The sequence below is a fragment of the Jannaschia sp. GRR-S6-38 genome, from assembly GCF_029853695.1.
In the GTDB taxonomy this organism is placed as follows: domain Bacteria; phylum Pseudomonadota; class Alphaproteobacteria; order Rhodobacterales; family Rhodobacteraceae; genus Jannaschia; species Jannaschia ovalis.
In genome coordinates, this window is record NZ_CP122537.1 from 108,064 (window position 1) to 132,791 (window position 24,728).

General features: G+C 71.4%; 29 protein-coding genes. 11 read left to right on the forward strand and 18 right to left on the reverse strand.

Annotated features, from left to right (window positions below):
* Positions 1-7: 7 nt before the first annotated feature.
* Genes P8627_RS00500 through P8627_RS00510 form a run of 3 tightly spaced genes read right to left on the reverse strand, consistent with a single transcriptional unit; the run spans position 8 to position 2,747 of the window.
* Positions 8-976 (reverse strand): nuclear transport factor 2 family protein, encoded by a 969-nt coding sequence (locus tag P8627_RS00500; RefSeq protein ID WP_279965525.1) that lies wholly within the window; start codon positions 974-976, stop codon positions 8-10.
* Positions 973-1,995 (reverse strand): LacI family DNA-binding transcriptional regulator, encoded by a 1,023-nt coding sequence (locus P8627_RS00505; RefSeq protein ID WP_279967515.1) that lies wholly within the window; start codon positions 1,993-1,995, stop codon positions 973-975. Before P8627_RS00505 ends, P8627_RS00500 begins: the two co-directional genes overlap by 4 nt.
* Complete coding sequence (locus P8627_RS00510) at positions 1,992-2,747, reverse strand: SDR family NAD(P)-dependent oxidoreductase (protein WP_279965526.1); 756 nt, start codon at positions 2,745-2,747, stop codon at positions 1,992-1,994. Before P8627_RS00510 ends, P8627_RS00505 begins: the two co-directional genes overlap by 4 nt.
* A gap of 138 nt (positions 2,748-2,885) precedes the next feature.
* Here P8627_RS00510 and P8627_RS00515 point away from each other — a divergent pair, with 138 nt between their 5' ends.
* Entirely contained in the window at positions 2,886-3,467 is a 582-nt protein-coding gene (locus P8627_RS00515; protein WP_279965527.1) for an exopolysaccharide biosynthesis protein, read from the forward strand.
* Here P8627_RS00515 and P8627_RS00520 read toward each other — a convergent pair.
* The 4 genes from P8627_RS00520 to P8627_RS00535 all read right to left on the reverse strand — a co-directional run bounded on the left by P8627_RS00520 (position 3,464) and on the right by P8627_RS00535 (position 7,698).
* Positions 3,464-4,411, reverse strand: coding sequence for an ester cyclase (locus tag P8627_RS00520; RefSeq protein WP_279965528.1), 948 nt, complete (start codon positions 4,409-4,411; stop codon positions 3,464-3,466). The genes P8627_RS00515 and P8627_RS00520 overlap by 4 nt on opposite strands.
* A gap of 93 nt (positions 4,412-4,504) precedes the next feature.
* On the reverse strand, positions 4,505-5,830 hold the full coding sequence (gene hisD, locus P8627_RS00525; protein WP_279965529.1) for a histidinol dehydrogenase: 1,326 nt from the start codon (positions 5,828-5,830) through the stop codon (positions 4,505-4,507).
* Between the two features lie 85 nt (positions 5,831-5,915).
* On the reverse strand, positions 5,916-6,905 hold the full coding sequence (locus P8627_RS00530) for an alpha/beta hydrolase (RefSeq protein WP_279965530.1): 990 nt from the start codon (positions 6,903-6,905) through the stop codon (positions 5,916-5,918).
* Positions 6,906-6,951: 46 nt separating this feature from the next.
* Positions 6,952-7,698 carry an alpha/beta hydrolase gene (locus P8627_RS00535; RefSeq protein WP_279965531.1) on the reverse strand — a complete coding sequence of 249 codons (747 nt, stop codon included), beginning with the start codon at positions 7,696-7,698 and terminating at the stop codon, positions 6,952-6,954.
* A gap of 108 nt (positions 7,699-7,806) precedes the next feature.
* On the opposite strand from P8627_RS00535, the gene P8627_RS00540 reads away from it, so the two are divergent.
* Genes P8627_RS00540 through P8627_RS00550 form a run of 3 tightly spaced genes read left to right on the forward strand, consistent with a single transcriptional unit; the run spans position 7,807 to position 9,233 of the window.
* Positions 7,807-8,022, forward strand: coding sequence for a hypothetical protein (locus tag P8627_RS00540; protein WP_279965532.1), 216 nt, complete (start codon positions 7,807-7,809; stop codon positions 8,020-8,022).
* Positions 8,023-8,082: 60 nt separating this feature from the next.
* A complete protein-coding gene (locus P8627_RS00545) occupies positions 8,083-8,823 on the forward strand; it encodes an ArsR/SmtB family transcription factor (protein WP_279965533.1) in 741 nt (246 codons plus the stop codon).
* On the forward strand, positions 8,820-9,233 hold the full coding sequence (locus P8627_RS00550) for an MAPEG family protein (RefSeq protein ID WP_279965534.1): 414 nt from the start codon (positions 8,820-8,822) through the stop codon (positions 9,231-9,233). The genes P8627_RS00545 and P8627_RS00550 overlap by 4 nt, the downstream gene beginning before the upstream one ends.
* On the opposite strand, the gene P8627_RS00555 is transcribed toward P8627_RS00550, so the two are convergent.
* Positions 9,183-9,947, reverse strand: a complete 765-nt coding sequence (locus tag P8627_RS00555) for an RlmE family RNA methyltransferase (RefSeq protein ID WP_279965535.1) — start codon at positions 9,945-9,947, stop codon at positions 9,183-9,185. The genes P8627_RS00550 and P8627_RS00555 overlap by 51 nt on opposite strands.
* A gap of 43 nt (positions 9,948-9,990) precedes the next feature.
* A complete protein-coding gene (locus P8627_RS00560; RefSeq protein ID WP_279965536.1) occupies positions 9,991-11,142 on the reverse strand; it encodes a Ppx/GppA phosphatase family protein in 1,152 nt (383 codons plus the stop codon).
* Between the two features lie 228 nt (positions 11,143-11,370).
* Between P8627_RS00560 and P8627_RS00565 the strand changes: the two genes are divergently transcribed.
* The 5 genes from P8627_RS00565 to P8627_RS00585 all read left to right on the forward strand — a co-directional run bounded on the left by P8627_RS00565 (position 11,371) and on the right by P8627_RS00585 (position 15,918).
* Positions 11,371-11,676, forward strand: coding sequence for a virulence factor (locus P8627_RS00565; RefSeq protein ID WP_279965537.1), 306 nt, complete (start codon positions 11,371-11,373; stop codon positions 11,674-11,676).
* Positions 11,676-12,578 carry a methylenetetrahydrofolate reductase gene (locus P8627_RS00570; RefSeq protein ID WP_279965538.1) on the forward strand — a complete coding sequence of 301 codons (903 nt, stop codon included), beginning with the start codon at positions 11,676-11,678 and terminating at the stop codon, positions 12,576-12,578. The genes P8627_RS00565 and P8627_RS00570 overlap by 1 nt, the downstream gene beginning before the upstream one ends.
* The gene (locus P8627_RS00575) at positions 12,575-13,561 is read left to right on the forward strand and encodes a methyltetrahydrofolate cobalamin methyltransferase (RefSeq protein ID WP_279965539.1); all 987 of its coding nucleotides are present in this window, start codon (positions 12,575-12,577) and stop codon (positions 13,559-13,561) included. The genes P8627_RS00570 and P8627_RS00575 overlap by 4 nt, the downstream gene beginning before the upstream one ends.
* 42 nt (positions 13,562-13,603) lie before the next feature.
* Entirely contained in the window at positions 13,604-13,843 is a 240-nt protein-coding gene (locus P8627_RS00580; RefSeq protein WP_279965540.1) for an N-(5'-phosphoribosyl)anthranilate isomerase, read from the forward strand.
* 71 nt (positions 13,844-13,914) lie between these two features.
* The gene (locus P8627_RS00585; RefSeq protein ID WP_279965541.1) at positions 13,915-15,918 is read left to right on the forward strand and encodes an ASKHA domain-containing protein; all 2,004 of its coding nucleotides are present in this window, start codon (positions 13,915-13,917) and stop codon (positions 15,916-15,918) included.
* A gap of 12 nt (positions 15,919-15,930) precedes the next feature.
* Here the strand turns inward: P8627_RS00585 and P8627_RS00590 are convergent, their stop codons facing one another.
* The 3 genes from P8627_RS00590 to P8627_RS00600 form a co-directional block, all read right to left on the reverse strand.
* A complete protein-coding gene (locus tag P8627_RS00590; protein ID WP_279965542.1) occupies positions 15,931-17,397 on the reverse strand; it encodes a carboxypeptidase M32 in 1,467 nt (488 codons plus the stop codon).
* The gene (ctaA, locus tag P8627_RS00595; protein ID WP_279965543.1) at positions 17,397-18,527 is read right to left on the reverse strand and encodes a heme A synthase; all 1,131 of its coding nucleotides are present in this window, start codon (positions 18,525-18,527) and stop codon (positions 17,397-17,399) included. The genes P8627_RS00590 and ctaA overlap by 1 nt, the downstream gene beginning before the upstream one ends.
* A gap of 76 nt (positions 18,528-18,603) precedes the next feature.
* Complete coding sequence (locus P8627_RS00600) at positions 18,604-19,344, reverse strand: RNA methyltransferase (protein WP_279965544.1); 741 nt, start codon at positions 19,342-19,344, stop codon at positions 18,604-18,606.
* Positions 19,345-19,477: 133 nt separating this feature from the next.
* Here P8627_RS00600 and P8627_RS00605 point away from each other — a divergent pair, with 133 nt between their 5' ends.
* Positions 19,478-20,086: a thiamine phosphate synthase gene (locus P8627_RS00605; protein ID WP_279965545.1), complete on the forward strand. Its 609-nt coding sequence runs from the start codon at positions 19,478-19,480 to the stop codon at positions 20,084-20,086.
* Here P8627_RS00605 and P8627_RS00610 read toward each other — a convergent pair.
* The 3 genes from P8627_RS00610 to P8627_RS00620 all read right to left on the reverse strand — a co-directional run bounded on the left by P8627_RS00610 (position 20,058) and on the right by P8627_RS00620 (position 21,848).
* Positions 20,058-20,888, reverse strand: a complete 831-nt coding sequence (locus tag P8627_RS00610) for a lysophospholipid acyltransferase family protein (protein ID WP_279965546.1) — start codon at positions 20,886-20,888, stop codon at positions 20,058-20,060. The genes P8627_RS00605 and P8627_RS00610 overlap by 29 nt on opposite strands.
* Positions 20,885-21,589, reverse strand: a complete 705-nt coding sequence (locus P8627_RS00615) for a GNAT family N-acetyltransferase (RefSeq protein ID WP_279965547.1) — start codon at positions 21,587-21,589, stop codon at positions 20,885-20,887. The genes P8627_RS00610 and P8627_RS00615 overlap by 4 nt, the downstream gene beginning before the upstream one ends.
* Before the next feature lie 112 nt (positions 21,590-21,701).
* Entirely contained in the window at positions 21,702-21,848 is a 147-nt protein-coding gene (locus tag P8627_RS00620; protein WP_279967516.1) for a DUF3553 domain-containing protein, read from the reverse strand.
* Between the two features lie 129 nt (positions 21,849-21,977).
* Here P8627_RS00620 and P8627_RS00625 point away from each other — a divergent pair, with 129 nt between their 5' ends.
* Positions 21,978-22,541, forward strand: coding sequence for a histidine phosphotransferase family protein (locus P8627_RS00625; RefSeq protein WP_279965548.1), 564 nt, complete (start codon positions 21,978-21,980; stop codon positions 22,539-22,541).
* Between the two features lie 41 nt (positions 22,542-22,582).
* Here P8627_RS00625 and P8627_RS00630 read toward each other — a convergent pair whose 3' ends face one another.
* Genes P8627_RS00630 through P8627_RS00640 form a run of 3 tightly spaced genes read right to left on the reverse strand, consistent with a single transcriptional unit; the run spans position 22,583 to position 24,617 of the window.
* The gene (locus tag P8627_RS00630; protein ID WP_279965549.1) at positions 22,583-23,101 is read right to left on the reverse strand and encodes a gamma carbonic anhydrase family protein; all 519 of its coding nucleotides are present in this window, start codon (positions 23,099-23,101) and stop codon (positions 22,583-22,585) included.
* Positions 23,098-23,751 (reverse strand): guanylate kinase, encoded by a 654-nt coding sequence (gmk, locus tag P8627_RS00635; RefSeq protein WP_407932988.1) that lies wholly within the window; start codon positions 23,749-23,751, stop codon positions 23,098-23,100. The genes P8627_RS00630 and gmk overlap by 4 nt, the downstream gene beginning before the upstream one ends.
* A 17-nt stretch (positions 23,752-23,768) precedes the next feature.
* The gene (locus P8627_RS00640) at positions 23,769-24,617 is read right to left on the reverse strand and encodes a YicC/YloC family endoribonuclease (protein WP_279965550.1); all 849 of its coding nucleotides are present in this window, start codon (positions 24,615-24,617) and stop codon (positions 23,769-23,771) included.
* Positions 24,618-24,728: the final 111 nt, after the last annotated feature.

A 24,728-nucleotide genomic window follows, 5' to 3' on the forward strand; every position in this document is an offset into this window, starting at 1 on the left:
CGTCCGGTCAGGCCTGGCCCAGATGGATCTGCTTCCAGATCGCCGTCTCGTCATAGAGCGTCCATTCCCGCCGCAGCCCCCAGGGTCCGAACTCGGCATGGGTGATGCCCAGCACGTAGACCATCGCGCCCGACGGCGCGCCGAAGCCGCCCCAGCCCGAATGCCGCCCCCAGAGCGACCAGCGCACCGCCGCGCGCGGCGGCATCATCGGGTCCTCGCGGCCGATCACGTGATGGACGGCGAATTCCGCGTCGGGGAAGGACGCGCGCAGCTGCATCCAGAACCGGTCGGCCTCCGCCGGGCCGTGACAGGTCTGGCCGCCGGGATATTCCAGCTGCGCCGCCCGGTCGTAGGTCTGCCCGATCAGCCGCAGGTCGGCGCCCATGATCCGGGTGAGCAACTCCTCCAGCCGCGCGCCCCATTCATTGTCATTGCCGCGGCCCGAGTAAGGCCCGGGCCGGTCGGTCTCGGGCGTCAGCGGCCGGATGCAGGCCTCGGGGCCGCCCTCGCGCGCGATCAGGTCGGCGGCATAGTCGCGCGGGGCCATGCCCAGCTGATGCGCGATCGCGCCCTGGTCGCGGATCAGCCATTCGTCGTCGATCCGGATGCCCGCGACATGGCAATCGGCCATGATCCGGTAGGTCAGCCGCTTCCCCGTCGCGGGGCCATAGACGCCGTCGCCCAGATGGGTGGCCTGGCTGAACAGCCGGTGCGAGGACAGGACCCCCGTCTCCGGTTCGCCCGACCAGATCACGTCCTCGCCCAGCAGCGTCCGGTCCGGAAACTCCGCCAGCGTCGCCATGGTCGCGCCGATCACATTGCGGTTGCCCTCGACCACCGAGCCGGGCGAGCGCACGATGATGTCCGGCGCGTAATAGTCGTGGAGGGTCGCGATCCCCCGATCCTCCCAGATCTCCTTGGTGATGCCGATGATGTAGCCGGGGATATCCGCCCAGCGGTCCATGTAGCCGGTCATTCGGTCCATCCTTCGGGTATCCGCGCCGAGCCGCGCAGGACCAGCGGGCCCTCGATCTCGATGCGCTGCGGCTGGCGCTGCGGGGTCTCGATCAGCGCCAGGATCTCGGCGACCGCGGCCTCGACCAGGCGGCGCACGGGCTGGCGCACCGTCGTCAGGTCATAGGCGGCCCAGCCCGCGGGCGCGCTGTCGTCATAGCCCACCACGCTGACATCCTCCGGCACCGACAGGCCCAGGTCGTGGCGCAACAGGTCCATCACCGCCAGCGCCATGTGGTCGTTGCCCACGAAGATCGCGTCGGGCGGATCGGACCGCGCCATCATCGCGCGGGCGGCCTCGGCGGCGGCGTCGCGGCGGTAGAGCCCGTCGGCCAGCGCGTGCAGCGCCCGGCCCTCGCCCGCCAGCGCGTCGCGGAACCCCTCCAGCCGGTCGCGCCCGGTGGACGAGCCCTGCCAGCCCGAGACATGGGCGATCCGCCGATGGCCGCCCGCCATCAGGAACCGCGCCACCTTCCCGCCGCCCGCCCGATTGGCCGAGGTCACCGCCGACAGCCCCGAGCCCGCGACCCCGCGATTGAAGAGCACCACCGGCAGCCCCGCCGCCGCGCAGCGCCGCACCAGCTCGCCCGACAGGTTGACCGAGGCCGCGATCAGCCCGTCCACCTGGTAATCCATCAGCTCGCCCACGACGCGGTCCAGCTCGGCCCCGGAATTGCCCACGGTGAAGATCAGCAGGTGATAGCCCCGCGCCTGCAGCGCATGGCTCAGCTTCTCGACCGCGTCGGCGAAGAAGGCATTGTCCAGATAGGCCACCACCAGCCCGATGATCCGCGACCGCCCGGTGATCAGGCTGCGCGCCAACACGTTCGGCCGGTAGCCCAGCGTCTCGGCCGCCGCGCGGACCCGCGCCTCCATCCCCGCGCTGACCGAGCTACCCTTCGAGAAGACGCGGCTCACCGCCGACTGGCTGACCCCCGCCGCCCGCGCCACGTCGAGCGATGTGACCCGCTTGCCCATCAGGCCGCCGTCCAGCCGCCATCGACCCGGAGCGCGGTGCCGGTGACCAGCGCCGCGGCCTCGGAGGCCAGATAGACCACGGCGCCCATGATGTCCTCGACCCGGCCCACCCGCGGCAGCGCGATCTTGTCCTCGATCCAGGCGCGGCGCGCGGGGTCGGCGAAGGTCGGCTCGGTCAAGGGCGTGCGGATGAAGGTCGGGCAGATCGTGTTCACCCGGATGCCGCGCGGCCCCCATTCCAGCGCCATCGCCTTGGTCATGCCCTCGACCCCGTGCTTGGTCGCGCAATAGACCGCCCGCTCCGGCCCGCCGACATGGCCCATCTGGCTGGAGATCTGGATGATCGAGCCCGGCCCGGTCATGCGCTTCGCCACGCCCTGCGCCAGGAAATAGGCCGCGCGCAGGTTGATCGCCGTCACCGCGTCGAAATCGCCGGGCATGGTGTCGAGGGCGGGCGTGTGCCGCGCGAGCCCCGCGGAATTGCACAGAATATCGAAGGGCGCGCGATCGTCGAGCGCCGCCTCCACCGCCGCCAGGTCGGTCACGTCCAGCGCCAGCCCGTCCGCCTCCAGCCCGACTTCGCGCATGGCCTCCGCGGCCTCCGCGACGGCGGCGGCGCTGCGCGCGGCCAGCGTGACCGCGGCGCCCGCCTCGGCCAGCGCCACCGCGCAGCCCAGCCCGATCCCGCGCGAGCCGCCGGGCACGAAGGCGCGCCGACCGTCCAGCCGGAACGAGGGGGTGCGGGGCAGGTCCATGGGCTCTCCGGAAAGGTGCATACGTAGTCAACCACTCGCCCCCCACCCGTTCAAGCGCTATCGCGGGATCGATATCTGAACCCGGCCCGCGCGCCCCGCGTTCGGGTTCCGACGCCCTCCGGAGAAGCCGAGACGCCGATGCCGCAAGCCACCGACATCCTCGACCAGCTCGACGACCTGGCCGAGCAGGAAGAGCAGCCCAGCATCGGCGACGTGAACGAACGGCTGGGCAACCGGTCGGTCGGCGCGCTGATGGCCATCCCCGCCTCGCTGGAGCTGACGCCGATCGGCGGCGTCCCCGGCGTGCCCACGCTCCTCGCCACCGTCATCGCCATCCTCGCCGTCCAGGTCGCGCTGGGACGCGATCACATGTGGCTGCCGGGCCTTCTGGAGCGGCGCAGCGTCGCCTGGGAGAAACTGAGGAACGCGGTGAACCGGCTCCGGCCCGCCGCGCGCTGGGCGGATGCGCATTTCGGCCGAAACATGACCCTCTTCGTCGACCCGCCCGCGCAGCGCGTCGTCGCCGCCGCGATCCTCGCGCTCTGCCTGACCGTGCCGCCGCTCGAACTCATCCCCTTCGCCTCCTCGCTGCCTATGGGGACGATCGTGATCTTCGGGCTGGGGATCCTGTTCCAGGACGGTCGGCTGATGGCACTGGGCTGGGTGGCCTGGGTGGGCGCGCTGATCGGCGTGGTGACGCTCTGGCCCGGCGGCGGCTAGCGCGCGGCCAGCACCCGCATCCGCGCCAGCACATCGGTGCCCAGCTGCGCATGCACGTCCAGCAGGTCCACCGTCACCCAGTTCTCGCGGATCAACCCGTCCTCCACGCGCCAGAAATCGAGCGAGCGCATCGTGATCCGCCGCCCCGTGGCGGGCAGGCCGAGCCAGCCGCCGCCCGACAGCGTCATCTCCATCCCCGGCCAGGCGGTGAAGCCGACATAATCGCCTTGCGCGAAGAAATGCCCCTGGTCGACCAGTCCGCGGCGGTCGGGCATGGCGTCGAGGAACGGGATCTGGTGGTGATCGCGAAACCCGCGGATGCCGCGCGCCGTGCCGATCCCGCCCGGCCCGTACCAGCTGCAGCGCGGGTGCCAGAAATCGGGCAGGCGCATCGCGGCCTCGCCCTGCGGGCTCAGGTGCAGGTGATCCAGCATCGCGCCCACCACGCGCTTCGCCGCCGCGCCGTCGCCCGCGGCCCGCGTGCCGTCCTGCGTCATCGGCCCCGGCACCCGGCCCGGGGCGCCCAGCGGCGGGGCCATCGGCCAGACGCCCGCCTGCGCCATCAGGTCGGGCAGGTCCCAGATCGCCTGCATCTCGACCGCGCGGCCGTCCTCGATGCGGAAGAACTCGTGAAACCGCAGCGCCGCCAGCCGGCCGGTCGGCGGGATGCCGAGAAACGGCGTCGCGAAGCACCCCGCGTAGTGCCCCGCCTGCCCCAGCCAGTCCTGCCCGTGCCCGTCGCGGCCACGGATCGCGATATCGACCCGCCGCTCGACATCCGGCAGCGCCGCCCAGAGCGGATCGAACGCCGCCGAGGCCAGCGCTTCGGGGCCGCGCAGATCGCCCAGCGGGTGGAACAGGTGGATCGCCGCATCCGGCGCGAAATCCGCCCGCAGCGCCGCGCGCATGCCCCCGGCATCGCAATCCGTCAGCGCGGCGATCATGTCCGCTTCCCCTGGCCGGAAGTACTTCGGAGAGCGCGAGAGGCGGTGCCTCTCGCCGGGCGGTGCGGGGGTCGATCCCCCGCGCCGCGCGCCCTACTCGGCCGCATCGCGATGCGGCGCGCCCGCGCCATAGGGCACGTTGACCCCGCCATAGCGCCGCACGCGGATGTTGCACTGCTCGGCATGGCCGACGAACCCCTCCTGCATGCAGAGCCGCGAGCCGTATTCCCCGACCATCGTTGCCGCCGCGTCGGTCAGGATCCTCTGATAGCTGTGGGTCTTCAGGAACTTGCCGACCCACAGCCCGCCGGTATAGCGCCCCGCCTTCCGCGTCGGCAGCGTGTGATTGGTGCCGATCACCTTGTCGCCATTCGCCACATTTGTGCGCGGGCCCAGGAACAGCGCGCCGTAGCTGTGCATGTGCTCGAGATACCAGTCGTCGCGATCGGTCATGACCTGCACGTGCTCGGACGCGATCTCGTTGGCGAGGCGCAGCATCTCGTCATGGTCGTCGCAAAGGATCACCTCGCCGTAGTCGCGCCAGCTCGCGCCGGCGGTCTCGGCCGTGGGCAGGATCGTCAGCAGCCGGTCGATCTCGACCAGCACCGCCTCGGCCAGCCGGCGCGAGGTCGTCAGAAGCACCGCGGGGCTGTCATAGCCATGCTCGGCCTGGCCCAGCAGGTCGGTGGCGACCATCTCGGCATCGACGGTGTCGTCGGCGATCACCATGGTCTCGGTCGGCCCGGCGAAGAGGTCGATGCCCACCCGCCCGAAGAGCTGCCGTTTGGCCTCGGCCACATAGGCATTGCCGGGGCCGACCAGCATGTGCACCGGCTCCAGCGTCTGGGTGCCGATGGCCATCGCGCCGACGGCCTGGATGCCGCCCATGACGTAGATCTCATGCGCGCCGCCCAGATGCATCGCGGCGATCACGGCGGGGTTGGGGCGGCCCTTGAAGGGCGGCGTGCAGGCCACGATGCGCGGTACGCCCGCGACGCTGGCCGTGGCGACCGACATATGGGCCGAGGCCACCATCGGGAACTTGCCGCCGGGCACGTAGCAGCCGACCGATTGCACGGGGATGTTCTTGTGACCGAGGATCACGCCGGGCAGGGTCTCGACCTCGACGTCGCGCATCGACTCGCGCTGGACCCGCGCGAAGTTGCGCACCTGCTCCTGCGCGAAGCGGATATCGGCCAGCTCGCGCTCCGACAGCGCGCCGATCAGCGCGTCGATCTCGCCCTGCGACACGCGGAAGCTCTCGGGCGCGTAGCCGTCGAAGCGCTCCGACAAGTCGCGCACCGCGGCGTCACCGCGGGCCTCGATATCCTTCAGGATCTCTTCGACCGTCGCGCGGACCCGGGCATCGGCCTCGGCGCGATCGGCCTGCGATTTCGCGGTCTTCAGATGCTCGGCCATGGCGCCCTCCCCGGTGCTTGCAGGCAGGATAGGCCGCCCCGCCGCCCGGCGGAAGCGGCTTTTGCATACGATTGCAACCCGCGCGTCAGAGCCCGCGCAACCAATCCGCCATCGCCACGATGGCCGCCGGCGTGCCCCCCGGGCTCAGGATTTCGCCCGCGATGACATGCGCCAGCGGGTCGTCGCCCGCGGGCACCGTCACCCGCGAGACCGTCGCCGGCCCGCCCCAGGCGGCCGCGACCGACTCGGTCGCGGCGTGATCGACGACCCCGTCGGCGGGCGCGAACCAGAAGAGCGCGGGGACCTGCGCCGCGGCGAAATCGAGCGCCCTCGCATGGTCCAGCGCGGCCTGCATCGGCAACAGCGCGACGCTCGGGTATTCGGTCGTCCAATGGCGGCCATGGCGGTCGTTCAGGGGCGCGAAGCTGCGCGTCTCGCCCGCGACCAGCGGCACCCAGGCGCGGGCGGCGGGCCAGGACAGAAGCGCGCCGGCGGGGTTGGCGACGCGGAAATTGGGCGAGACGAGGATCAGGCCGGTCAGCGCCGCGCGCTGCGGCTCCAGCGCCGGATCGGCGGCGAGGATGGCGGCCAGCGTGCCGCCGGTCGAGGTGCCCATGACCACCACGCGCTCGCCCAGGCGGCGGCCGATCTCCATTGCCTCCGCCATGTCCTCCAGCCAGTCGCCCGCGCGGGCCTGCGCCAGCGCCGCGCCATCGCGCCCATGCCCCGTCAGCCGCGTGATGAAGACATTCGCGCCCAGCATCTCGCCCAGCCGGTCGGGCACGGGCCGCAGCTCCCACCCCGTGGCCGAGAAGCCGTGGACATAGATGAGGGCCAGGTCGGTCCGTTCGCCCGGCGCGCCGGCCCAGAGGATGCGCTTGGCCGCCTCGGGGTCCAGCCCCGCAACCTGCGCCTCGGCATCGGCCAGCCAGCCCTCCAAGTCGGCGGGCATCGCGGAGGCGTCGAAGGCGATCTCGGTATCGACCGGCTCATAGGGCCCCGCGGCCCAGAGCCCGGCCAGCGCCACGCCCAGGCCCATGACCAGCGCCAGAAGCCCCCTCAGCAGCATCGTCATCGTCGCGTCCTCCCCGCGCGGATGGGACAGGCGGGGCGTGCGCGCGTCAAGCGGTGGCGCGTTCGATCACCTCGGCGACGCTGCGTTCGATCAGGCGGAGCAGGTCGTCGGTCGAGAAGCGGTGATCGGCCCCGTCGACCAAGGTCAGCCGCATGTCCGGCCCCTCGGCGTGATCGAGCAGGCGCAGCGCGGTTTCGACCGAGACATCGGCATCCGCCGTGCCCTGCAGGAACCGCGTCGGGACCGGCAGGGACAGCGGCGCGCGCAGGACCAGCCGGTCGCGCCCCTCCTCGATCAGGCGACGGGTGATGACATAGGGTTCGCCGTAATCCGACGGCAGCGCGACCCGGCCGTCGCGCGCCAGCGCCGCGCGCTGATCGGCGTCGAACCCGGCCCAGAACCCGTCCTCGGTGAAATCGGGCGCAGCGGCGATGGTCACCAGCCCCGCGACCAGTTCGGGCCGGTCCCGCGCGATCAAAAGCGCGATCCAGCCGCCCATGGACGAGCCGAGCAGGACCTGCGGCCCCGTCGTGGCGGCGTCGATCACCGCCAGCGCATCCGCCGTCCAGTCGCCGATCGTGCCCTCTTCAAAGGCGCCCTCCGACTCGCCATGCCCGGAATAGTCGAGCCGCAGGAAGGCCCGGCCCTCCGTCCGGGCCCACTCCTCCAGCGCGACGGCCTTGGTGCCCTGCATGTCCGACTTGAACCCGCCCAGGAAGACGACGCCCGGCCCCCGCCCCGGCGTGGCGTGATAGGCGAGCCGGCGGCCCGCGCGGGTGATGTGATCGGGCATCGGCGCCTCCCTCGTGGTTCCGCGAGCTTGGACCCGATGGCGCGGCGGCTTGCAAGCGCCGGGGACCCGATGGGGCCCGCCGGGCGTTGGGCGCGAAAGGAGGACCCGATGGTCAAAGACAATCCCGACGGCCAGCAGCCGATGCCCGAAAGCCCCCACCGCCCCGGCGGCGACAAGGGCAACCCCTATGGCGAGAGCGAGGCCGCGCGCCGGCCCGAGGGCGGCAAGACGAAATACGACAAGCCGGCGAAGGGCGCCGACGATTTCGCCACCGACGAGCTGCGCGAGAAGCGCATCCGCGGCAACGAGGCGCCGAAGGAATGACATGAGACCCGCAAGTCACATGTCTTGACAAGTGACCAGATAGTCACCTATCAGAATGCCATGGATTCGGTCTTCAAGGCCCTCGCCGATCCGTCGCGGCGCGACCTTCTCGACGCGTTGCGGCGGGAAGACGGGCAGACGCTGTCCCAGCTCGAGGCGGCGCTGCCGATGTCGCGCTTCGGCACCGCCAAGCACCTGAAGGTCTTGGAGGAGGCGGGGCTGGTGACGCGGGTGAAGCGCGGGCGCTTCACCCATCACTACCTCAACGCGGTCCCGCTGGCGGAAGCCCTCGGGCGCTGGATCGAACCCTACAAGATGGCGCCTGCCGTCCGGGGGGTGCTCGATCTCAAGGCTCGACTGGAGGGCACCATGGAACCGAAACCCGATTACGTGATGAGCACGTTCATCCGCTGCACGCAGGACGCGCTCTGGGACGCGCTGACCCAGGCCGAGGCGGCGCGCCACTACCACCCCTTCACCCCAGAGGCGGTCCGCGACGGCGACGCGCTGGTCTACAAGCTGCCCGATGGCAGCGACATGCTGGTCTGCCGCGAGCGGAGCCTGACGCCCAAGACCCGGATCGAGGCCACGTTCGAGCCGAAATGGGCCCCCGACATCCCGGCCTCGCGCTTCGTCTGGCTGATCGACCCGCAGGGGGAGTTCTGCCGCCTGACGATCGAGCATTACGATATCCCGCCCGGTGGCGAGGGCTATGTCGAAGGCTGGGAACGGCTGGTCGCCGGGCTCAAGACCTGGCTCGAGACGGGCGAGTCGGTCCGCTTCTCGGAGGGCGCGGCATGACCCCGGAACTCTGGTGGATGACCTGGACCGCGATCCTGGCCGGATCGCTGTGGATTCCATACATCGTGGGCATCAACACCGCCGCCCCGGGCACCTGGCCCGACGGGACCGACCCGTTCCGCACGCCGATGGATCCCAACCTGCAGCGGCCCTGGGTGCGGCGCGCCTTCCGCGCCCATCTCAACCTGCTGGAGCAGTTCCTGCCGATGCTGGCGTTGGTGCTGATCGCGCATGCGGCGGGCATCTCGAACGGGGCGACGGTCTGGGCGACGGGCGTCTTCTTCGCCCTGCGCCTGGCCCATGCGGCGGGGATGATCACCGGGGTGGCGCGGATGCCGCTGCGCCCGATCATCTTCGTCTCAGGCTGGGTCTGCATCCTCGTGGTCGCCGGGGCCATCCTCCTGGCCTGACCGGCCGCGGAAGCCCTGCGCGACGACGAATTTCTCCGAACTGTCGGCCCGGCTCGCGCCGGGCTTGACGTTCGCCACCTTCGCGAAGTTCGACTTCAGCCGCTTCTGCAGGTCGCCCTCGGCCCCGCCGGCCAGCACCTTGGCTACGAAGGTGCCGCCGGGCGCCAGCACGTCGAAGGCCAGCTCGGCCGCCGCTTCGCAGAGCGCGATGATCCGCAAATGGTCGGTCTGCTTGTGCCCCGAAGAGGCGGCGGCCATGTCCGACATGACCACATCCGCCTCGCCGCCCAGCCAGCCCTTCACGATGTCGTCCGCACCGTCGGCCATGAAATCGAGCACGTGGATCTCGGCCCCGGGCACCGGCTCGACCTCCTGCAAGTCCAGCCCGATGATGCGGCCCTGTGCCTTCTTCGGGTTCGCCCCGTCGGAATTGATCCGCGGCACCGCCACCTGCAGCCAGCCCCCTGGCGCGCAGCCCAGATCCACGACGCGCGCGCCGGGCACCAGGAAGCGGTACTTGTCGTCGAGTTCCATGATCTTGAACGCGGCGCGGCCGCGATAGCCCTCGGCCCGCGCGCGCTGCACGTAAGGGTCGTTGAGCTGCCGCTCCAGCCATAGCTTCGAGGACAGCTTGCGCCCTCGCGCGGTCTTGACCTTCACGGTCAGGTCGCGCCGTCCGCGGCCGGAGGTGTTCTTGATCGGTTTCTTCGCCATCGCCCGCCCTTAGCCGCGCCGCGCCGGGAAGCCAACGCCCGGCTCAGTAGGGCCCGTCGTCCAACACGCCATCCGCCGACATCTGCGCATAGAGCAGCCCCTCGCGCAGGCCCCGGTCCGCGACCGACAGCCGGTCCGTGGGCCAGACCCGCAGCAGCGCCTGCAGGATCGCCGCGCCAGACATGATCAGCGCGTGGCGGTCGCGGCCGATGCGCGGGTCGTTGCGCCGCCCATCCGGCCCCATGGCGAGATAGCCGCGGATCACCCGGTCGATCTGCTGGGTCGTCATGCGCAGCCCATCCACCTTGTTGCGGTCGTAGCGGCGCAAGTTCAGATGGGTGGCCGCGACGGTCGTCACCGTGCCCGAGGTGCCAATGATCTGGAACCCCGGATCGCTGTCGCCGGCGGCGTCCTCATAGGGGCTGAACTCGGCCAGGCATTCCTCGAAATGCCACGACATCAGCGCGAAGCGCGCGGCGTCGTCGGTCACGTCGCGGAACTGGTCCTTCAGCGTGGCGACGCCCAGCGGGATGCTGATCCAGTCCACCACCTTGGCGCGCGGGAACGGGTCGTCGGCCACGCCCTGGAAGCCCGCATGCAGCCGCATGATGGCGCGCGCCCGCTCGTGGCGGGGCACGCGGGTCAGGTCGATCCAGACCAGCTCGGTCGAGCCGCCGCCGATATCGACGACCAGAAGCTGCTCGGCCTTCGAGGACACCAGCGGTGCGCAGGACACGACGGCGAGCCGCGCCTCCTCCTCGGGCTCGATGATCTCCAGCGGCAGCCCGGTCTCGCGCTCGACCAGCTTGATGAACTCGCCCGCGTTGCCCGCGCGGCGGCAGGCCTCGGTCGCCACCAGCCGCATGCGCTGTACGTCATGGGTTTCCAGCTTGCGGCGGCAGATCTTCAGCGCGCCGATCGTGCGCGCCATGGACGAGCGGGACAGCAGGCCAGACGCCTCCAGCCCGTTCCCGAGCTGCACCGATTTCGAGAAGCTGTCGACGACGTGGAGCTGGTTGCCCTTGGGCTGCGCGATCAGCATCCGGCACGAATTCGTGCCGAGATCCAGCGCGGCATAGAGCTCCGCGGGGTCGGGCCGGGGCCCGGAGGAGAGGGGCGCCACGGGCGCGGACCCGGCGGCGCGGATCGCGCCGGCGTCGGGCCCGGCCCCGGGGGCCGGATCGTCCGGTGGCATCATGGCCTCCGCATGTCAGGTTGCCCCGACCTTAAGCGGCAATGCGACGATCACACAAGCTTTGTTCAACTCCACCATGAGGGATTCGACGATGCGCCCCCCTCGCCCGCCGCGCGCGGACCGGGTAGGAGCGGGGCGTGTCGCCATCGGGCGCCACCACGTCGAAAAGCGGCGCGTCCGCGGGCGCGCGCGCCCTATCTGTGGACCACCGAAGCGAAGGGGGGTCTGATGCCGCAGGTCACGGTCGTCTATTGGCGGGACATCCCCGCCCAGGTGCTTGTCGGCAAGGGGCGCCGGGCGGCGAAGCTGCCGCTGTCGGAACGCTTCGAGCAGGCGATCGACCGCGCCGCGATGCGCTCGGGCGCGTCGGAAACCGACGCCTATCTCGCCGATTGGCGCAAGGTGGCCGAGGGTGAGACCGAAGGCGAGGACGCGGCCGTCGCCGCCGCCCGCGCCGCCGCGCTGGAGGCCGAATGGACACCCGAACGACTGAAGGCCGCGGCCCTGGCCGGCGGCACCGAGGAACGCGTCTGATGGCGCTTCTGAATTTCCTGCGCCCGGCCCCCGCCACGCCGCCCCGCGATGCGCATCTGCCCGCCTTCCTGCAGGGCGCCTCGATCGAGGTCATGCCCCGCACCGCCGAAAAGGTCGAGGATTTCGCCGCCATCCTGCCCCGCGGCACCCGCGTCTACATCGCCCATATCGACGGCACGCCCATCGCCGACATGGTCGCCACGGCCGCGCGGCTGCGCGCCGAGGGGATGGAGCCGATGCCGCATTTCCCCGCCCGCATCATCGCGGACCGCGCCACGCTCGACGACTGGATCGCGCGCTACCGCGGCGAGGCCGATGCGCGGCAGGGCCTGATCCTCGCCGGCGGCGTCCCGCAAGCCGCGGGCGATTTCGAGACCTCGATGCAGCTTCTGGGCTCCGGCGCCTTCGACGGGTTCGAGCGGCTGCACGTCGCCGGCCACCCCGAGGGCAACCGCGACATCGACCCCGATGGCGGCGAGGCGGGCGTCTCCGAGGCGCTGCGCTGGAAGACCGAATTCGCCCGGCGCACCGACGCGAAGATGGCCATCGCCACGCAATTCTGCTTCGAGGCCGGCCCGGTCATCGAATGGGCCGAGGCGATCCGCGCCGCGGGCGTCGACCTGCCGGTTCATATCGGCGTGGCCGGTCCTGCCAAGCTGCAGACGCTGATCAAGTTCGCCATCGCCTGCGGCGTGGGCCCTTCCCTGCGGGTCCTGCAACGCCGCGCCGCCGATGTCACCAAGCTGCTCCTGCCCTTCGAGCCGACCGAGTTCCTCTCCGACTTGGCCGCCCACAAAGCGGCCCATCCGGAGTTCGCCATCGAAGGCGTCCACATCTTCCCGCTGGGCGGGATCAAGGCGTCGGCCAGCTGGCTCGACGCGAATTCCAAGGATCAAGAATGACCCGCACCGTACTGGAATCGAAGACGAAAACCGTCGTGATCGGCTTCGACGAGCCGTTCTGCGTCATCGGCGAGCGCATCAACCCGACGGGCCGCAAGAAGCTCGCGGCCGAGCTCGAGATGGACGATTTCTCGACCGTCGAGAAGGACGCGCTCGACCAGGTGGCCTGCGGCGCGATGGTGCTCGACGTCAATTCCGGCGCCGTCTTCACCAACAAGATGGCCGAGGATCCGCGCTACGCCGACAACAATTTCGTCGAGCCGATGCTGATGAAGGCGCTGGTCGAGAGGGTGCAGGCGCTGGTGGACGTGCCGCTCTGCATCGACAGCTCCGTGCCCGGCGCGCTCGAGAACGGACTCGAGGCGGCGGAGGGCCGCCCGCTGCTCAACTCCGTCACCGGCGAGGAGGACCGGCTCGAGCTCGTCCTGCCGCTGGTGAAGAAATACAATGTCCCCGTGGTGGCGATCTCGAACGACGATACCGGCATCAGCGAGGATCCCGACGTACGCTTCGCCGTCGCCAAGAAGATCGTCGAGCGGGCCGCCGATTTCGGCATCCCGGCGCATGACATCGTCGTCGACCCGCTGGTCATGCCCATCGGCGCCATGGCCAGCGCGGGCCAGCAGGTCTTCGCCCTCGTCCGCCGCCTGCGCGAGGAACTGGGCGTCAACACCACTTGCGGCGCCTCGAACATCAGCTTCGGCCTGCCCAATCGCCACGGCGTCAACGCGGCCTTCCTGCCCATGGCCATCGGCGCGGGCATGACCAGCGCGATCATGAACCCGATCCGCTCGGTCGAGATGGAGGCAGTGTCGGCGGCCAACATGCTGATGAACCACGACGCCAATGGCGGCAAATGGATCGGGCTCAGCCGCGTGCTCGACGCGGTGCGCGCCGGCATGCCCTTCCCCGAAGCCGCCCGCGCCGCGCAGGCCTCCGGCGCGCGCTCCGGCGGCCGCCGCGGCGGACGGCGCCGGGCGTGACCCTTTACCATTCGTCAAGCATGGCCCGTGCAGGATCGCGTCATGACAGTCCCGCTGCGCCCTGCCCTTCCCGTTCCCTCCGCGCCCTGGGTGCGGCAGGTCTTCGGCGCCCGCGCGGCGCAGCGCGGCGGCGTGGTGCGCCGCTCGGCGCGCTGGGTGGAGCGGGAGGTCGGGCGCGCGATTTTCGAGGCGGAGGTCCGGCGCCGCGGCTTTCACCTCATCGAAACCGGCGGCCAGCTCATCGTGATCTGCAATGGCGGCGGGCTTCGGGTGATCTGCTGAGTCCTTCCCAGACGATTGTTCGTTCGAACAATCGTACCGATCTTTCGCATGAAAGATCGTAGGGCCTCGATATGACCGACCCCCTCGTCATCTTCATGCCCTCGGGCAAGCGCGGGCATTTCCCGTCCGGCACGCCCGTCCTGCAGGCCGCGCGCGCGCTGGGTGTCGATCTCGATTCGGTCTGCGGCGGGCGGGGCATCTGCTCGAAATGCCAGGTTCAGCCCGGCAGCGGATCCTTCCCGAAACTCGGCGTGACCGTCGCGCCCGACGCTCTTTCCGCCGTGAACGCGGTCGAGCGCCGCTACGACGAGAAGCGCGGGCTCAAGCCCGGCCGCCGCCTCGGCTGCCAAGCCACGGTGCAGGGCGACGTGGTGATCGACGTGCCGCCCGAAAGCCAGGTCCACCGGCAGGTCGTGCGCAAGGCCGCGAGCGGGCGCGCCATCGTCATGGACCCCGCGACCCGCCTCCACATGGTCACCGTCGAGGAGCCCGACATGGACGCCCCCTCGGGCGACCTGGAGCGGCTGCGCGCGGCGCTGGCCGATCAATGGGACCTGCGGGACCTCGCGGTCCCCCTGGCCCTCCTGCGCGGTTTGCAGGCCGCGCTGCGCAAGGGCGGCTGGCAGGTCACCGTCGCGGTCAACCACGACGAGAACCGGATCTCCGCCATCTGGCCCGGCCTGCGCGAGGCGCCGGTGCTGGGCCTCGCCGTCGATCTCGGCTCGACCACCATCGCGGCGCATCTCTGCGACCTGTCCACCGGCGCGGTGCTGGCCTCGGGCGGGGTGATGAACCCGCAGATCCGCTTCGGCGAGGACCTGATGAGCCGGGTCAGCTACGCGATGATGAACACGGGCGGCGATGTCGAGATGACCGCCGCCGTGCGCGAGGCGCTGGACCGGCTCGCCGTCGAACTGGCCGCCGAGGCCGGGGTGCCGCCGGGCGACATCCTCGAGGCGGTGATCGTCTGCAACCCGGTGATGCACCACCTGCTGATCGGCGTAGACCCGGTCGAGCTGGGCCAGGCCCCCTTCGCGCTGGCCACCTCCGACGCGCTGCGCCTCGGCGCGGAGGAGATCGGCCTTGCCGCGCTGGGCCCCGGCGCGCGCGCCTATATCCTGCCCTGCATCGCGGGCCATGTCGGGGCCGACGCCGCCGCGGTCGCCCTTTCCGAGGCGCCCGACAAAACCGAGGCGCTGACCCTGATCGTCGATGTGGGCACCAATGCCGAGCTTCTGCTGGGCAATCGCGACCGGCTCCTGGCCTGCTCCTCGCCTACGGGCCCCGCCTTCGAAGGCGCGCAGATCAGCTCGGGCCAGCGCGCCGCGCCCGGCGCGATCGAACGCGTCGAGATCGACCCCGCGACGAAGGAGCCGCGCTTCCGCGTCATCGGCTGCGACCTCTGGTCCGACGATCCGGGCTTCGCCGCGGCGACCGAAGGCACGGGCATCACCGGCATCTGCGGCTCGGGCATCATCGAGGCGGTGGCCGAGATGCGCATGGCAGGCATCGTCGACGCCAAGGGGCTGATCGGCTCGGCCGCGCAGGTCGGCACGCCGCGCTGCGTGGCCGAGGGGCGCACGCATGGCTACCTTCTCTGGGAGGATGGCGACCGGCGCATCCTGGTCACCCAAGGCGACATCCGCGCGATCCAGCTGGCGAAATCGGCGCTCTATGCGGGCGCGCGGCTCCTGATGGACGAGGCCGGCGTCGACGGGGTCGAGCGCGTGGTGCTGGCCGGGGCCTTCGGCGCGCATATCTCGCCGCGCCACGCGATGGTGCTGGGCATGATCCCGGACGCCGCGCTGGACCACGTGACCAGCGCCGGCAACGCCGCCGGGCACGGCGCGCGCATGGCGCTCTGCAACCGTGCGGCGCGCGCCCATATCGAGGCGCTGGTGCGCCGGATCGAGAAGGTCGAGACCGCCGTCGCGCCCCGCTTCCAGGAGCATTTCGTCGCCGCCAACGCGATCCCGCACGCGACCGACCCCTTCGCGCATCTGGCAGGCACGGTGACCCTGCCGGACGTGTCCTTCAACACCGCGAACGAGGGGCGCAAGCGGCGGCGGCGCTGAGGCCGCGCCGCCTCAGCCGTAGAGATCGCCGAACTTCGCCTCGAGGTAGCGCAGCAGCGGCTCGGCCGAGGGCGCGTCGCCGGTCGCATGGGCGATCGTCTCCACCGGCTCGCGCAGCCCGCCGAAGCGCTGCAGCCGCTCCGCCATCCAGCCCGTCGCCGGCGACGGGTCGCCCTGCGCCAGCGCGGCGTCCAGATCGGGCAGCTCGCCGCGCAGCGCCGCGAAGAGGCACCCGGCATAGAGGTTGCCCAGCGAATAGGTCGGGAAATATCCCATCAGCCCGACCGACCAATGCACGTCCTGCAGGAAACCGTTCGACGGCCGGTCGACCGCCTGCCCGAAATCGGCGGCGTAGCGATCGTTCCAGGCGGCCTCCAGATCCTCCACGTCCAGATCGCCGCGCAGCAGCGCGCGCTCCAGGTCGAAGCGCAGCATGACGTGCAGGTTGTAATGCAGCTCGTCCGCCTCGGTGCGGATATAGCCGCTATGGACCGCGTTCACCGCGCGGTAGAAATCGCGCTCCGACCCGACGCCGATCTCGCCGAAGCGGTCCCGCATCCGGCCGTAGAGCCAGCCGCAATAGGCCTCGGACCGGCCAATCTGGTTCTCGTAGCTGCGCGACTGGCTTTCATGCACGCCCATCGAAACGCCGCGACCCAGCGGCGTCAGGCGGTGGTCCGCGGCGATGTTCTGCTCGTAGCAGGCATGCCCGACCTCGTGGATCGTCGAGTAGATGCAGTTGAGCGGATCGGCCTCGTCCACCCGGGTCGTGATCCGCACGTCCAGCCCGGAGCCCGAGGAGAAGGGATGCACCGCCCGGTCGATCCGGCCGCGCTGCAGGTCGTAGCCGAAGGCCTGCGCGATCTCGTGGGCCAGCGCGATCTGCGCGGCCTCGGGGAAATGCCCCGACAGGCGGGGCGCGGGTGCGGCGTCGAGCGCGGTGGCGCGCAGTTCGACCAGCCGGGGGCGCAGCGCGTCGAACATGGCGGCCATTTCGTCCGATTTCGCGCCCGGCTCGTAATCCTGCATCAGCGCGTCATAGACATCGCCACCCTCGGCCAGCGCGGCCCCCTCCTCGCGGCGCAGGCGCACGATCTCGGCCAACACGGGCAGGAAGGGCGCGGGGTCGTCGGCCGCCCGCGCCGCGGCCCAGACGCCCTGCCCCAGCGAGGTGACGCGCGCGATCTCTGCGGCGAGCCTGCCCGGCACCTTGCGGTTGCGCACATAAGCACGGCGCATCAGACGCAGGTTCGCCGCGCCTTGCGTGTCGGGCGCCTCCGCCGCGTCCAGCCAGTCGCCGACCTGCGGGTCGGTGCGGCGCGCGTGCAGCACCTCCTCCAGCGCGGCCATCTCCTCGGCGCGCTGCGGGGCGGCGCCCTTCGGCATGGTCGTCTCCTGGTCCCAGCCGGTGCGGCCGGCCACCTGGCCCAGCGCCTCGGTCACGCGCGCATGGGCCATCAGATCGTCATAGGCAGCCATCAGGCCCTCACGGATTGGGGAAGCGGGTACTTGGCGCGATGCCGGGCGCGCACGGCGAGGCAGATCAGCACGACGGCGCCGAACTGGTGCAGGATCGCGAGCTGCCAGGGGGCGGAGTACATCACCGTCACGATGCCGATCACCATCTGCAGCACCGCCACCGCCAGAACGGCCAGGAACGCTCCGCGCGTCGCGACATAGGCGGAGCGGCGCGCCCGCCACCAGGCCACGATGATCACCGCGAAGAGGACGTATCCCGACACCCGGTGGATGAACTGCACCGTGCCGTCATTCTCGAACAGGTTGCGCCACCAGGGCGACAGCTCCCACATCCCCGGCGGCGTGAAGCCGCCCGCCATCAAGGGCCAGTCGGTATAGCCGCGCCCGGCATCGATCCCCGCGACCAGCGCGCCGATCAGCACCTGCAGGAAGACGCCCGCGACCAGCACCGTGCCCCAGCTCATCAGCGTCGCGTCGCGGTCGCGCCGCGCCTGCAGAAGCGCGCCCTCGGGTCGCGACATCGACAGCACGTACCAGGCGATCAGCGACAGGATCACGAAGGCCAGCCCCAGATGCGTGGCCAGCCGGTAGGACGCCACGTCCAGCATCGTGCCCGTCAGGCCCGAGGCCACCATCCACCAGCCGATCGCGCCCTGCAGCCCGCCCAGCGCGCCCAGCGCCAGAAGCCGCCCGGTCCAACCCGGCGGAATGGATTTCGTGACCAGAAGACCCAGGAAGCCCAGCGCCCAGACCAGCCCGATCACCCGGCCCAGCTGGCGGTGGCCCCATTCCCACCAATAGATGAACTGGAACTCGGACATCGACATGCCGCGGTTTTGCAGCTGGTATTCGGGGATCGCGCGATAGGCGTCGAACTCGGCCTGCCAATCGGCCTCCGACAGCGGCGGGATCGCGCCCGAGAGCGGCGCCCATTCGGTGATCGAAAGCCCCGAGTCGGTCAGCCGCGTCAGACCGCCGACGGCAATCATCACCACGACCAGCGCGAACAGGACCCACAGCCAGATGCGCACCGCCGCGCGGTTGCCGCGCCGGGCCGCGTCGATCACGCCGCCCTGGGCCGCCGGGCGCCGGGCCTCGCTCACATCCTCGAATATCGCTCGCTTCGCCATGTGCATCCTCCGTCGATGCCGATTTAAGCCCTCGGGGGGCCGCCTGCATCTCCTGTTTTGTCGCAGGCGCGCGGCGTCAGCCCCGCTCTTTCCAGCGCACCATCTGGCGCATCATGCCGTGGAAGGTCTGCACGTCGGCGCGGGTCAGCGGCATCCGGCTCCAGAGGTTGCGCAGATGCAGCTTCATCGCCGCCGCCTTGCCCTCGGGAAAGAAGAACCCCGCCTGGTCCAGCCGGTCCTCGAAATGGGCGACCAGCGCGTCGATCTCGGCCTGGTTGGCCCATTCGGTTCCGGCCAGCGCGACCTGCGGCGCGGGCGCCGCCTCGCGCACCCACTCGTAGCCCATCAGCAGAACGCATTGCGCGAGGTTGAGCGACGGGAAATCCGGGTTCGTCGGCACCGAGACGATGGCGTTGGCCCGCGCGATGTCGTCGTTCTCGAGCCCCGTGCGCTCGGGCCCGAACAGCACCGCCACCCGCTCGCCCCGCGCGCCGCGGGCGCGGGCCTCGGCCATGGCGTCCTGCGGGCTGTAGACCGGCTTCGTCAGGTCGCGGTCGCGCGCGGTCGTGGCGAAGACGAAGGCGCAGTCGGCCACGGCCTCGGCGGTCGTGTCGAAGATCCGCGCGCCGTCCAGCACCCGCCCCGCGCCCGAGGCCAGCGCCACCGCCCGCTCGTTCGGCCAGCCGTCGCGCGGGCTGGTGACGCGCATCGCCTCCAGCCCGAAATTGAGCATCGAGCGCGCGGCCGCCCCGATATTCTCGCCCATCTGCGGGCGGACCAGGACGAAGGCGGGGCGCGGATCGAAGGCGTCGGACATGGCCTGCCCGATAGCGCCGGTTGCGCGGCCGCGCAATCGCGCGCGCGGCCCGCGCGGCGAAACCATTCCCGGCCCGCCCTTGCGGGGCGCGGGGCCGGGCGATACTTCCTCGCCGACCCCGGGGGACCGTCAGATGACCGAAATGCCGCAGCTCTACCTCGTGACCCCGCCCGAGTTCGGGGCGGAGTTTCCCGACCGGCTCGCCGCCGTGCTCGACGCGCATCCCGTGGCCTGCCTGCGGCTCGACCTCGCTTCGAAGGACGAGGACCGGGTGATGCGCGCCGCCGACGCGGTGCGCGAGGTGGCCCATGCCCGCGACGTGCCGCTGGTGATCACCGATCACAGCGCGCTCTCGGAGCGGCTGGGCCTCGACGGCGTCCATCTCACCGACACGCGCGGCCTGCGCAAGCTGCGTACCGCCTGGGGCCCCGACCCGATCATCGGGGCCTTCTGCGGCACCTCGCGCCATGACGGCATGAACGCGGGCGAAGCGGGGGCCGATTACGTGGCCTTCGGCCCGGCCGGCCCCACCGCGCTCGGCGCAGGCGCACGCGCCGAGACCGAACTCTTCGCCTGGTGGTCCGAGATGATCGAGCTGCCCGTCGTGGCCGAGGGCGCGCTCGATGCCGCGACCATCGCCGCGCTCGCGCCGGTCACCGATTTCTTCGCGCTGGGCGAGGAGATCTGGCGCCACGACGACCCGCTCGCCGCCCTCAGCGACCTGACGGCAGCCCTTCGCTGACCAGCCCCGCGCGCACCGCACCCTCCGCCGCCTGCGCCAGCGCCTTGCGGCCCGGATGGTCCGCCACCCGCAGCGGCGCGTGATAGATCACTGCGATGCGCCCCTGCGGCGCCTGCGCCAGCATCCGCAGCGCGTGATCGGCGAAACCGCGATCGCCCCACCAGCCGTAGAACGCCTCCGGCGTCCCCGGCGGCGCGTGATAGGCCAGCGTGACCGGCTGGACCTGCATCGCCGGCAGCGCGGGCGAGAAGAAGGCCTGGAACAGCGTGGGCTTGAACCGCAGAAGCCGCCGCCCGTCGGTCGAGGTGCCCTCGGGAAAGAACAGCAGCCGGTGCCCCGCCTGCAGCCGCGCCTCGAACAGCGCCTGCTGCGCGCGCGCCTCGCGCGGGTCGCGGCGGATGAAGACCGTGCCCGTCGCCCGCGCCAGCCAGCCGATCCCCGGCCAGCCCGCCACCTCGGCCTTGGAGACGAAATAGATCCGCTTCGACGCGTTCAGCGCAAAGATGTCGAGCCAGGAGGCATGGTTCGACACCACCGCCCCCGTGCCCCGCATCACCGCGCCCCGCACCTCGCGCCGGATGCCAAGGATGACGAACGCCGCCTTGCACACGCCCTGCGTGATCCAGGGCGTGACCGGCCGGTGCAGCCCAAAAAGCGGCCGCTCGACCAGCCGCACGGCCAACAGGATCAGCAGTCCGCCGAAGACCACGACGGTCAGGACCGATCCGCGCAGCACCACGCGCAGCCAGCCCGCCGGCGAGATCGGCGACAGCGTCGGCTGCGGCGCGGCATCCCACATCATGACGGGGCGGCGGCCTCCATCCGGGCGGCGATGCGCGGCAGGGGCCCGGCCGGGACCTTCGCCATGTCGAGCACCATGCAGATGTCGACCGTGTCGAAATCCGGGTCCCGCCAGGCGCCCTCGCCGACCCAGGCCCCGGCCCGCAGGTAGGTCTTGATCAGCGCCGGCACCGCGCGCATCGCGGCCCGGGGCGCGGTTCCGGCCACGGCGACGGCGTTCGGCCCGTGGGCCACCGGGCGCAGCGCCTCGGGGGCCAGCGCCTCCTGGCGCAGGCGGCGCAGCGCCTCCATGTGGCGCGCCGCATCGGCCCCCGGGAAGGAGGCGGTGCCCACCAGATAGCCGACCCCCCGCGCCCGCAGCGCGTCGAGCAGCCCGCGGAACAGGTAGAGCCCCGCCGTCCCGCCGCGATAGTCGGGATGCAGGCAGCTGCGCCCCGCCTCGGCCAGCGGCCGCCCGGTCGCGACCAGCCGCGACAGGTCGAACTCGCGCGCAGTGTATTCGGCGCCCATCGCCAGCCGCAGCGTGCCCACCGCGCCCAGCCCGGGCCGGTCGGCATCGCGCAGCACCAGATGCTCGCAGGCCGCGTCATGCGCGTCGCCATCGTCCCGCGCGCCCATCTCGCCCACGAAGACCGCCCGCCGCAGCGCCAGCGCGGCGCGCAGCTCCTCCGGGGTCCGGCCAAGCGTCAGGTGGGGTCTCATGGCGCGCCGGTTAGTCCGAGCAGCGGCGGCGCGCAAGCGGCGGGCCCTTGCCGGGCCGCCCGGCGGGCGGCAAGGTTAACCATGCTTTAACCTACGGCGTGTCACCCGGGGTTCACTCGAAGACCGGAAGGAGTCCGATGCGCGACCCGTCGATCACCTGCTTGCCCGCATTCTCGAAATTGACCGTGACCCGGTCGCCGATCTTCGACTGGACCTGCCCCAGCCCCCAATCGGGCGCGTCGGGGTGGCGGACCAGCATGCCCGGCTCGAGGATGGAGTTGAGATCGCGGCTCACGGGGCGGCTCCGTTGACGGGGGCGAAGGGGTCGGGGGCACGAGCCAAGCCTAGCGCAGGATCCGCCGGGGACGAGCCCGATCTGGTCGCCCTCTTGGGATCGCGGCTCTGCCACGACCTCGTCAGTCCGATCGGCGCGATCGGCAACGGGCTCGAATTGCTGGAGCTGTCGGGCAAGGGCGGCGAGGAGGTGGCGCTCATTCGCAGCGCGCTCGACGCCGCGGTGGCGCGCATCCGGTTCTTCCGCTTGGCCTTCGGCGCTGGCGCCCCCGAGGCCCGGATCGCGGCGCGCGAGATCCGCGAGGTGCTCGACGACATGTATCGCGACACCCGCAGCAAGGTGCTCTGGCGCGACACCGAGGAGCATGCGCGCGCCGAGATGCGCCTCGCCTGCCTCGCGCTCAACTGCATCGAGGTGGCGACGCCCTGGGGCGCCAAGATCGAGGTCACGCGCAACGGCCAGGCCTGGGTGATGCATGTCGACGCCAAGCGGCTGCGCATCGATCAGCCGCTCTGGATGTCGCTGGGCCGGGGCGAGCTGCCGGGCGACCTGAAGGGCTCCGAAGTGCAGTTCGGCATCCTTGCCGCGCTGTCGCGGGACCTGCGGCGCCCGGTCTCGGTCAGCGCAGACGAGACGCATCTGAGCCTCATCGTCTGACCGCCGCGCCGCGCCCGCCTCGGGTCAGGTTCAAGCCGGGTTCAGACCGGCGTCAGCCCCGCCCGGAACCGCACCGCTTTGGTCACGTAATGCCGCGCCGAGTCGCGCAGCGTTTCGCGCGCGGCCGCGTCCAACTCGCGCACGACCTTGCCGGGCGCCCCCATCACGAGGCTCCCATCGGGGATCTCCTTGCCCTCGGTGATCAGCGCGCCCGCGCCGATCAGGCAACCGCGCCCGATCCGCGCGCCGTTGAGCACCGTGGCCCCCATCCCGACTAGCGTTCCCTCGCCGATCGTGCTGCCATGCAGCATCGCCTTGTGCCCGATCGTGCAATCGGCCCCGATCTCCAGCGGAAAGCCCATATCGGTGTGCAGCACGCAATTCTCCTGCACGTTCGAGCCCGCACCCACAGTGATCGGCTCGTTGTCGCCGCGCAGCGTGGCGCCGAACCAGATATTGGCCCCCGCCGCCAGCCGCACGCGGCCGATGACATTGGCCCCGGGCGCGACCCAGGCCGCCGCGTCGATCTCGGGCGCGACGCCGTCCAGTGCATAGATCATGTTGCCTCCCGTTCGCGGAATTCGGCGCCCAGGCCGCGCGTGAACTCGGTCAGCCAGGGCTGCCGGTCGCGGCGCAGTCGCTCGCCGGTCAGGATCGTGCGCAGCCGCGCCTCGCAGGCATCGGCATCGTCGTTGACCAGCACGTAATCGTATTCCGCCCAATGGCTGATCTCGGCCTCGGATTTCGCCATCCGCGCCTCGATCACCTCCGGGCTGTCCTGCCCACGATCCTGCAGCCGCCGCTCCAGCTCGGCGATCGAGGGCGGCAGGATGAAGATCGACACCACATCCCGGCCCAGCGCCGAGTTGCGGATCTGCTGGCCGCCCTGCCAGTCGATGTCGAAGATCACATCCCGCCCCGCGCGCAGCGCTTCCTCGACCGGGGCGCGGGGGCTGCCGTAATGGTTCCCGAAGACCTCGGCATGTTCCAGCATCTCGCCGTCCAGCACCATCTTTCCGAAGGCCTCGCGCGAGCGGAAATAGTAATGCACGCCCTCCGTCTCGTCGGGGCGCGGCGCGCGCGTCGTGGCCGAGACCGAGAAGCTGAGCGTCGGATCCCACTCCATCAGCCGCCGCGCCATCGTCGATTTTCCCGCCCCCGAGGGGCTGGAGAGGATGATCGCCAGGCCCCGGCGCGTTCCCTGGATCATGTCGGCGCGTCGCATGCTCATTCCACGTTCTGGACCTGCTCGCGCAGGCGGTCGATCACCGCCTTCAGCGCCAACCCGATCTCGGTCATCTCGGTCATCTGCGCCTTCGAGCACAGCGTGTTGGCCTCGCGGTTGAATTCCTGCGTCAGGAAATCCAGCCGCCGGCCGGCGGGTTTCGTCTCGTCGAGCAGCGCCCGCGCGGCGGCGACATGCGCGTCGAGCCGGTCCAGCTCCTCGGCGATGTCGGCCTTAACGGCCAGCGCGGCGATCTCGGTGGCGACCCGGCGCTCATCGAGCCCGGCCTCGGCCACGCGGGCCAGCGCGGCGCGGAAGGCTTCGGCCATGTGATCGGCGCGCGCCGCGCCCAGCGCGCGGGCACGGTCGGTCAGCGCCGCGATCTCGTCGACCTGCTCCGCCAGCACCGCGCGCAGCGCCGCGCCCTCGCGCGCCCGGTCCGCCGCGAAGGCAGTCGTCAGCTCGCCCAGGGCCGCCACCAGCGCGTCCAGCGGCGGTGGATCGGCCTCGCCAGCCTCCCAGACGCCGCGCAGGCCCAGGATCTGCGCCGCGCTGACTGGCGCCAGCGGCTGCGTGGCGCGGGCGGCGACCTGCGAGAGCGCGTCGAGCGCCCGGTCCAGCCCCGCCAGATCAAGCCGCGGCGCCGCCCCCGCCGCCTCGCCGCCCAGCCGCAGCGACAGGGTCACCCCGCCCCGCGCCGCCACCGCGCCCAGCGCGGCCCGCGCGGCGGGCTCCAGCCCGGCCACCTCGGGCAGGCGCAGCCGCAGGTCCAGCCCGCGGGCATTGACCGAGCGCAGCTCCCAGCGGCGGCCGTCGCGGTCCAGCGCGGCATATCCCGTCATGGATTTCATCGCCCGTGGCCTAGCCCGCGACGCGGGCCGGGTCCAGCGCCCCGCGCGCCCGCTCCCGTTAACCATCGGTAAAGGAATTGCGCGCAATTTGTGGCAACCTGCCTTAGTTTC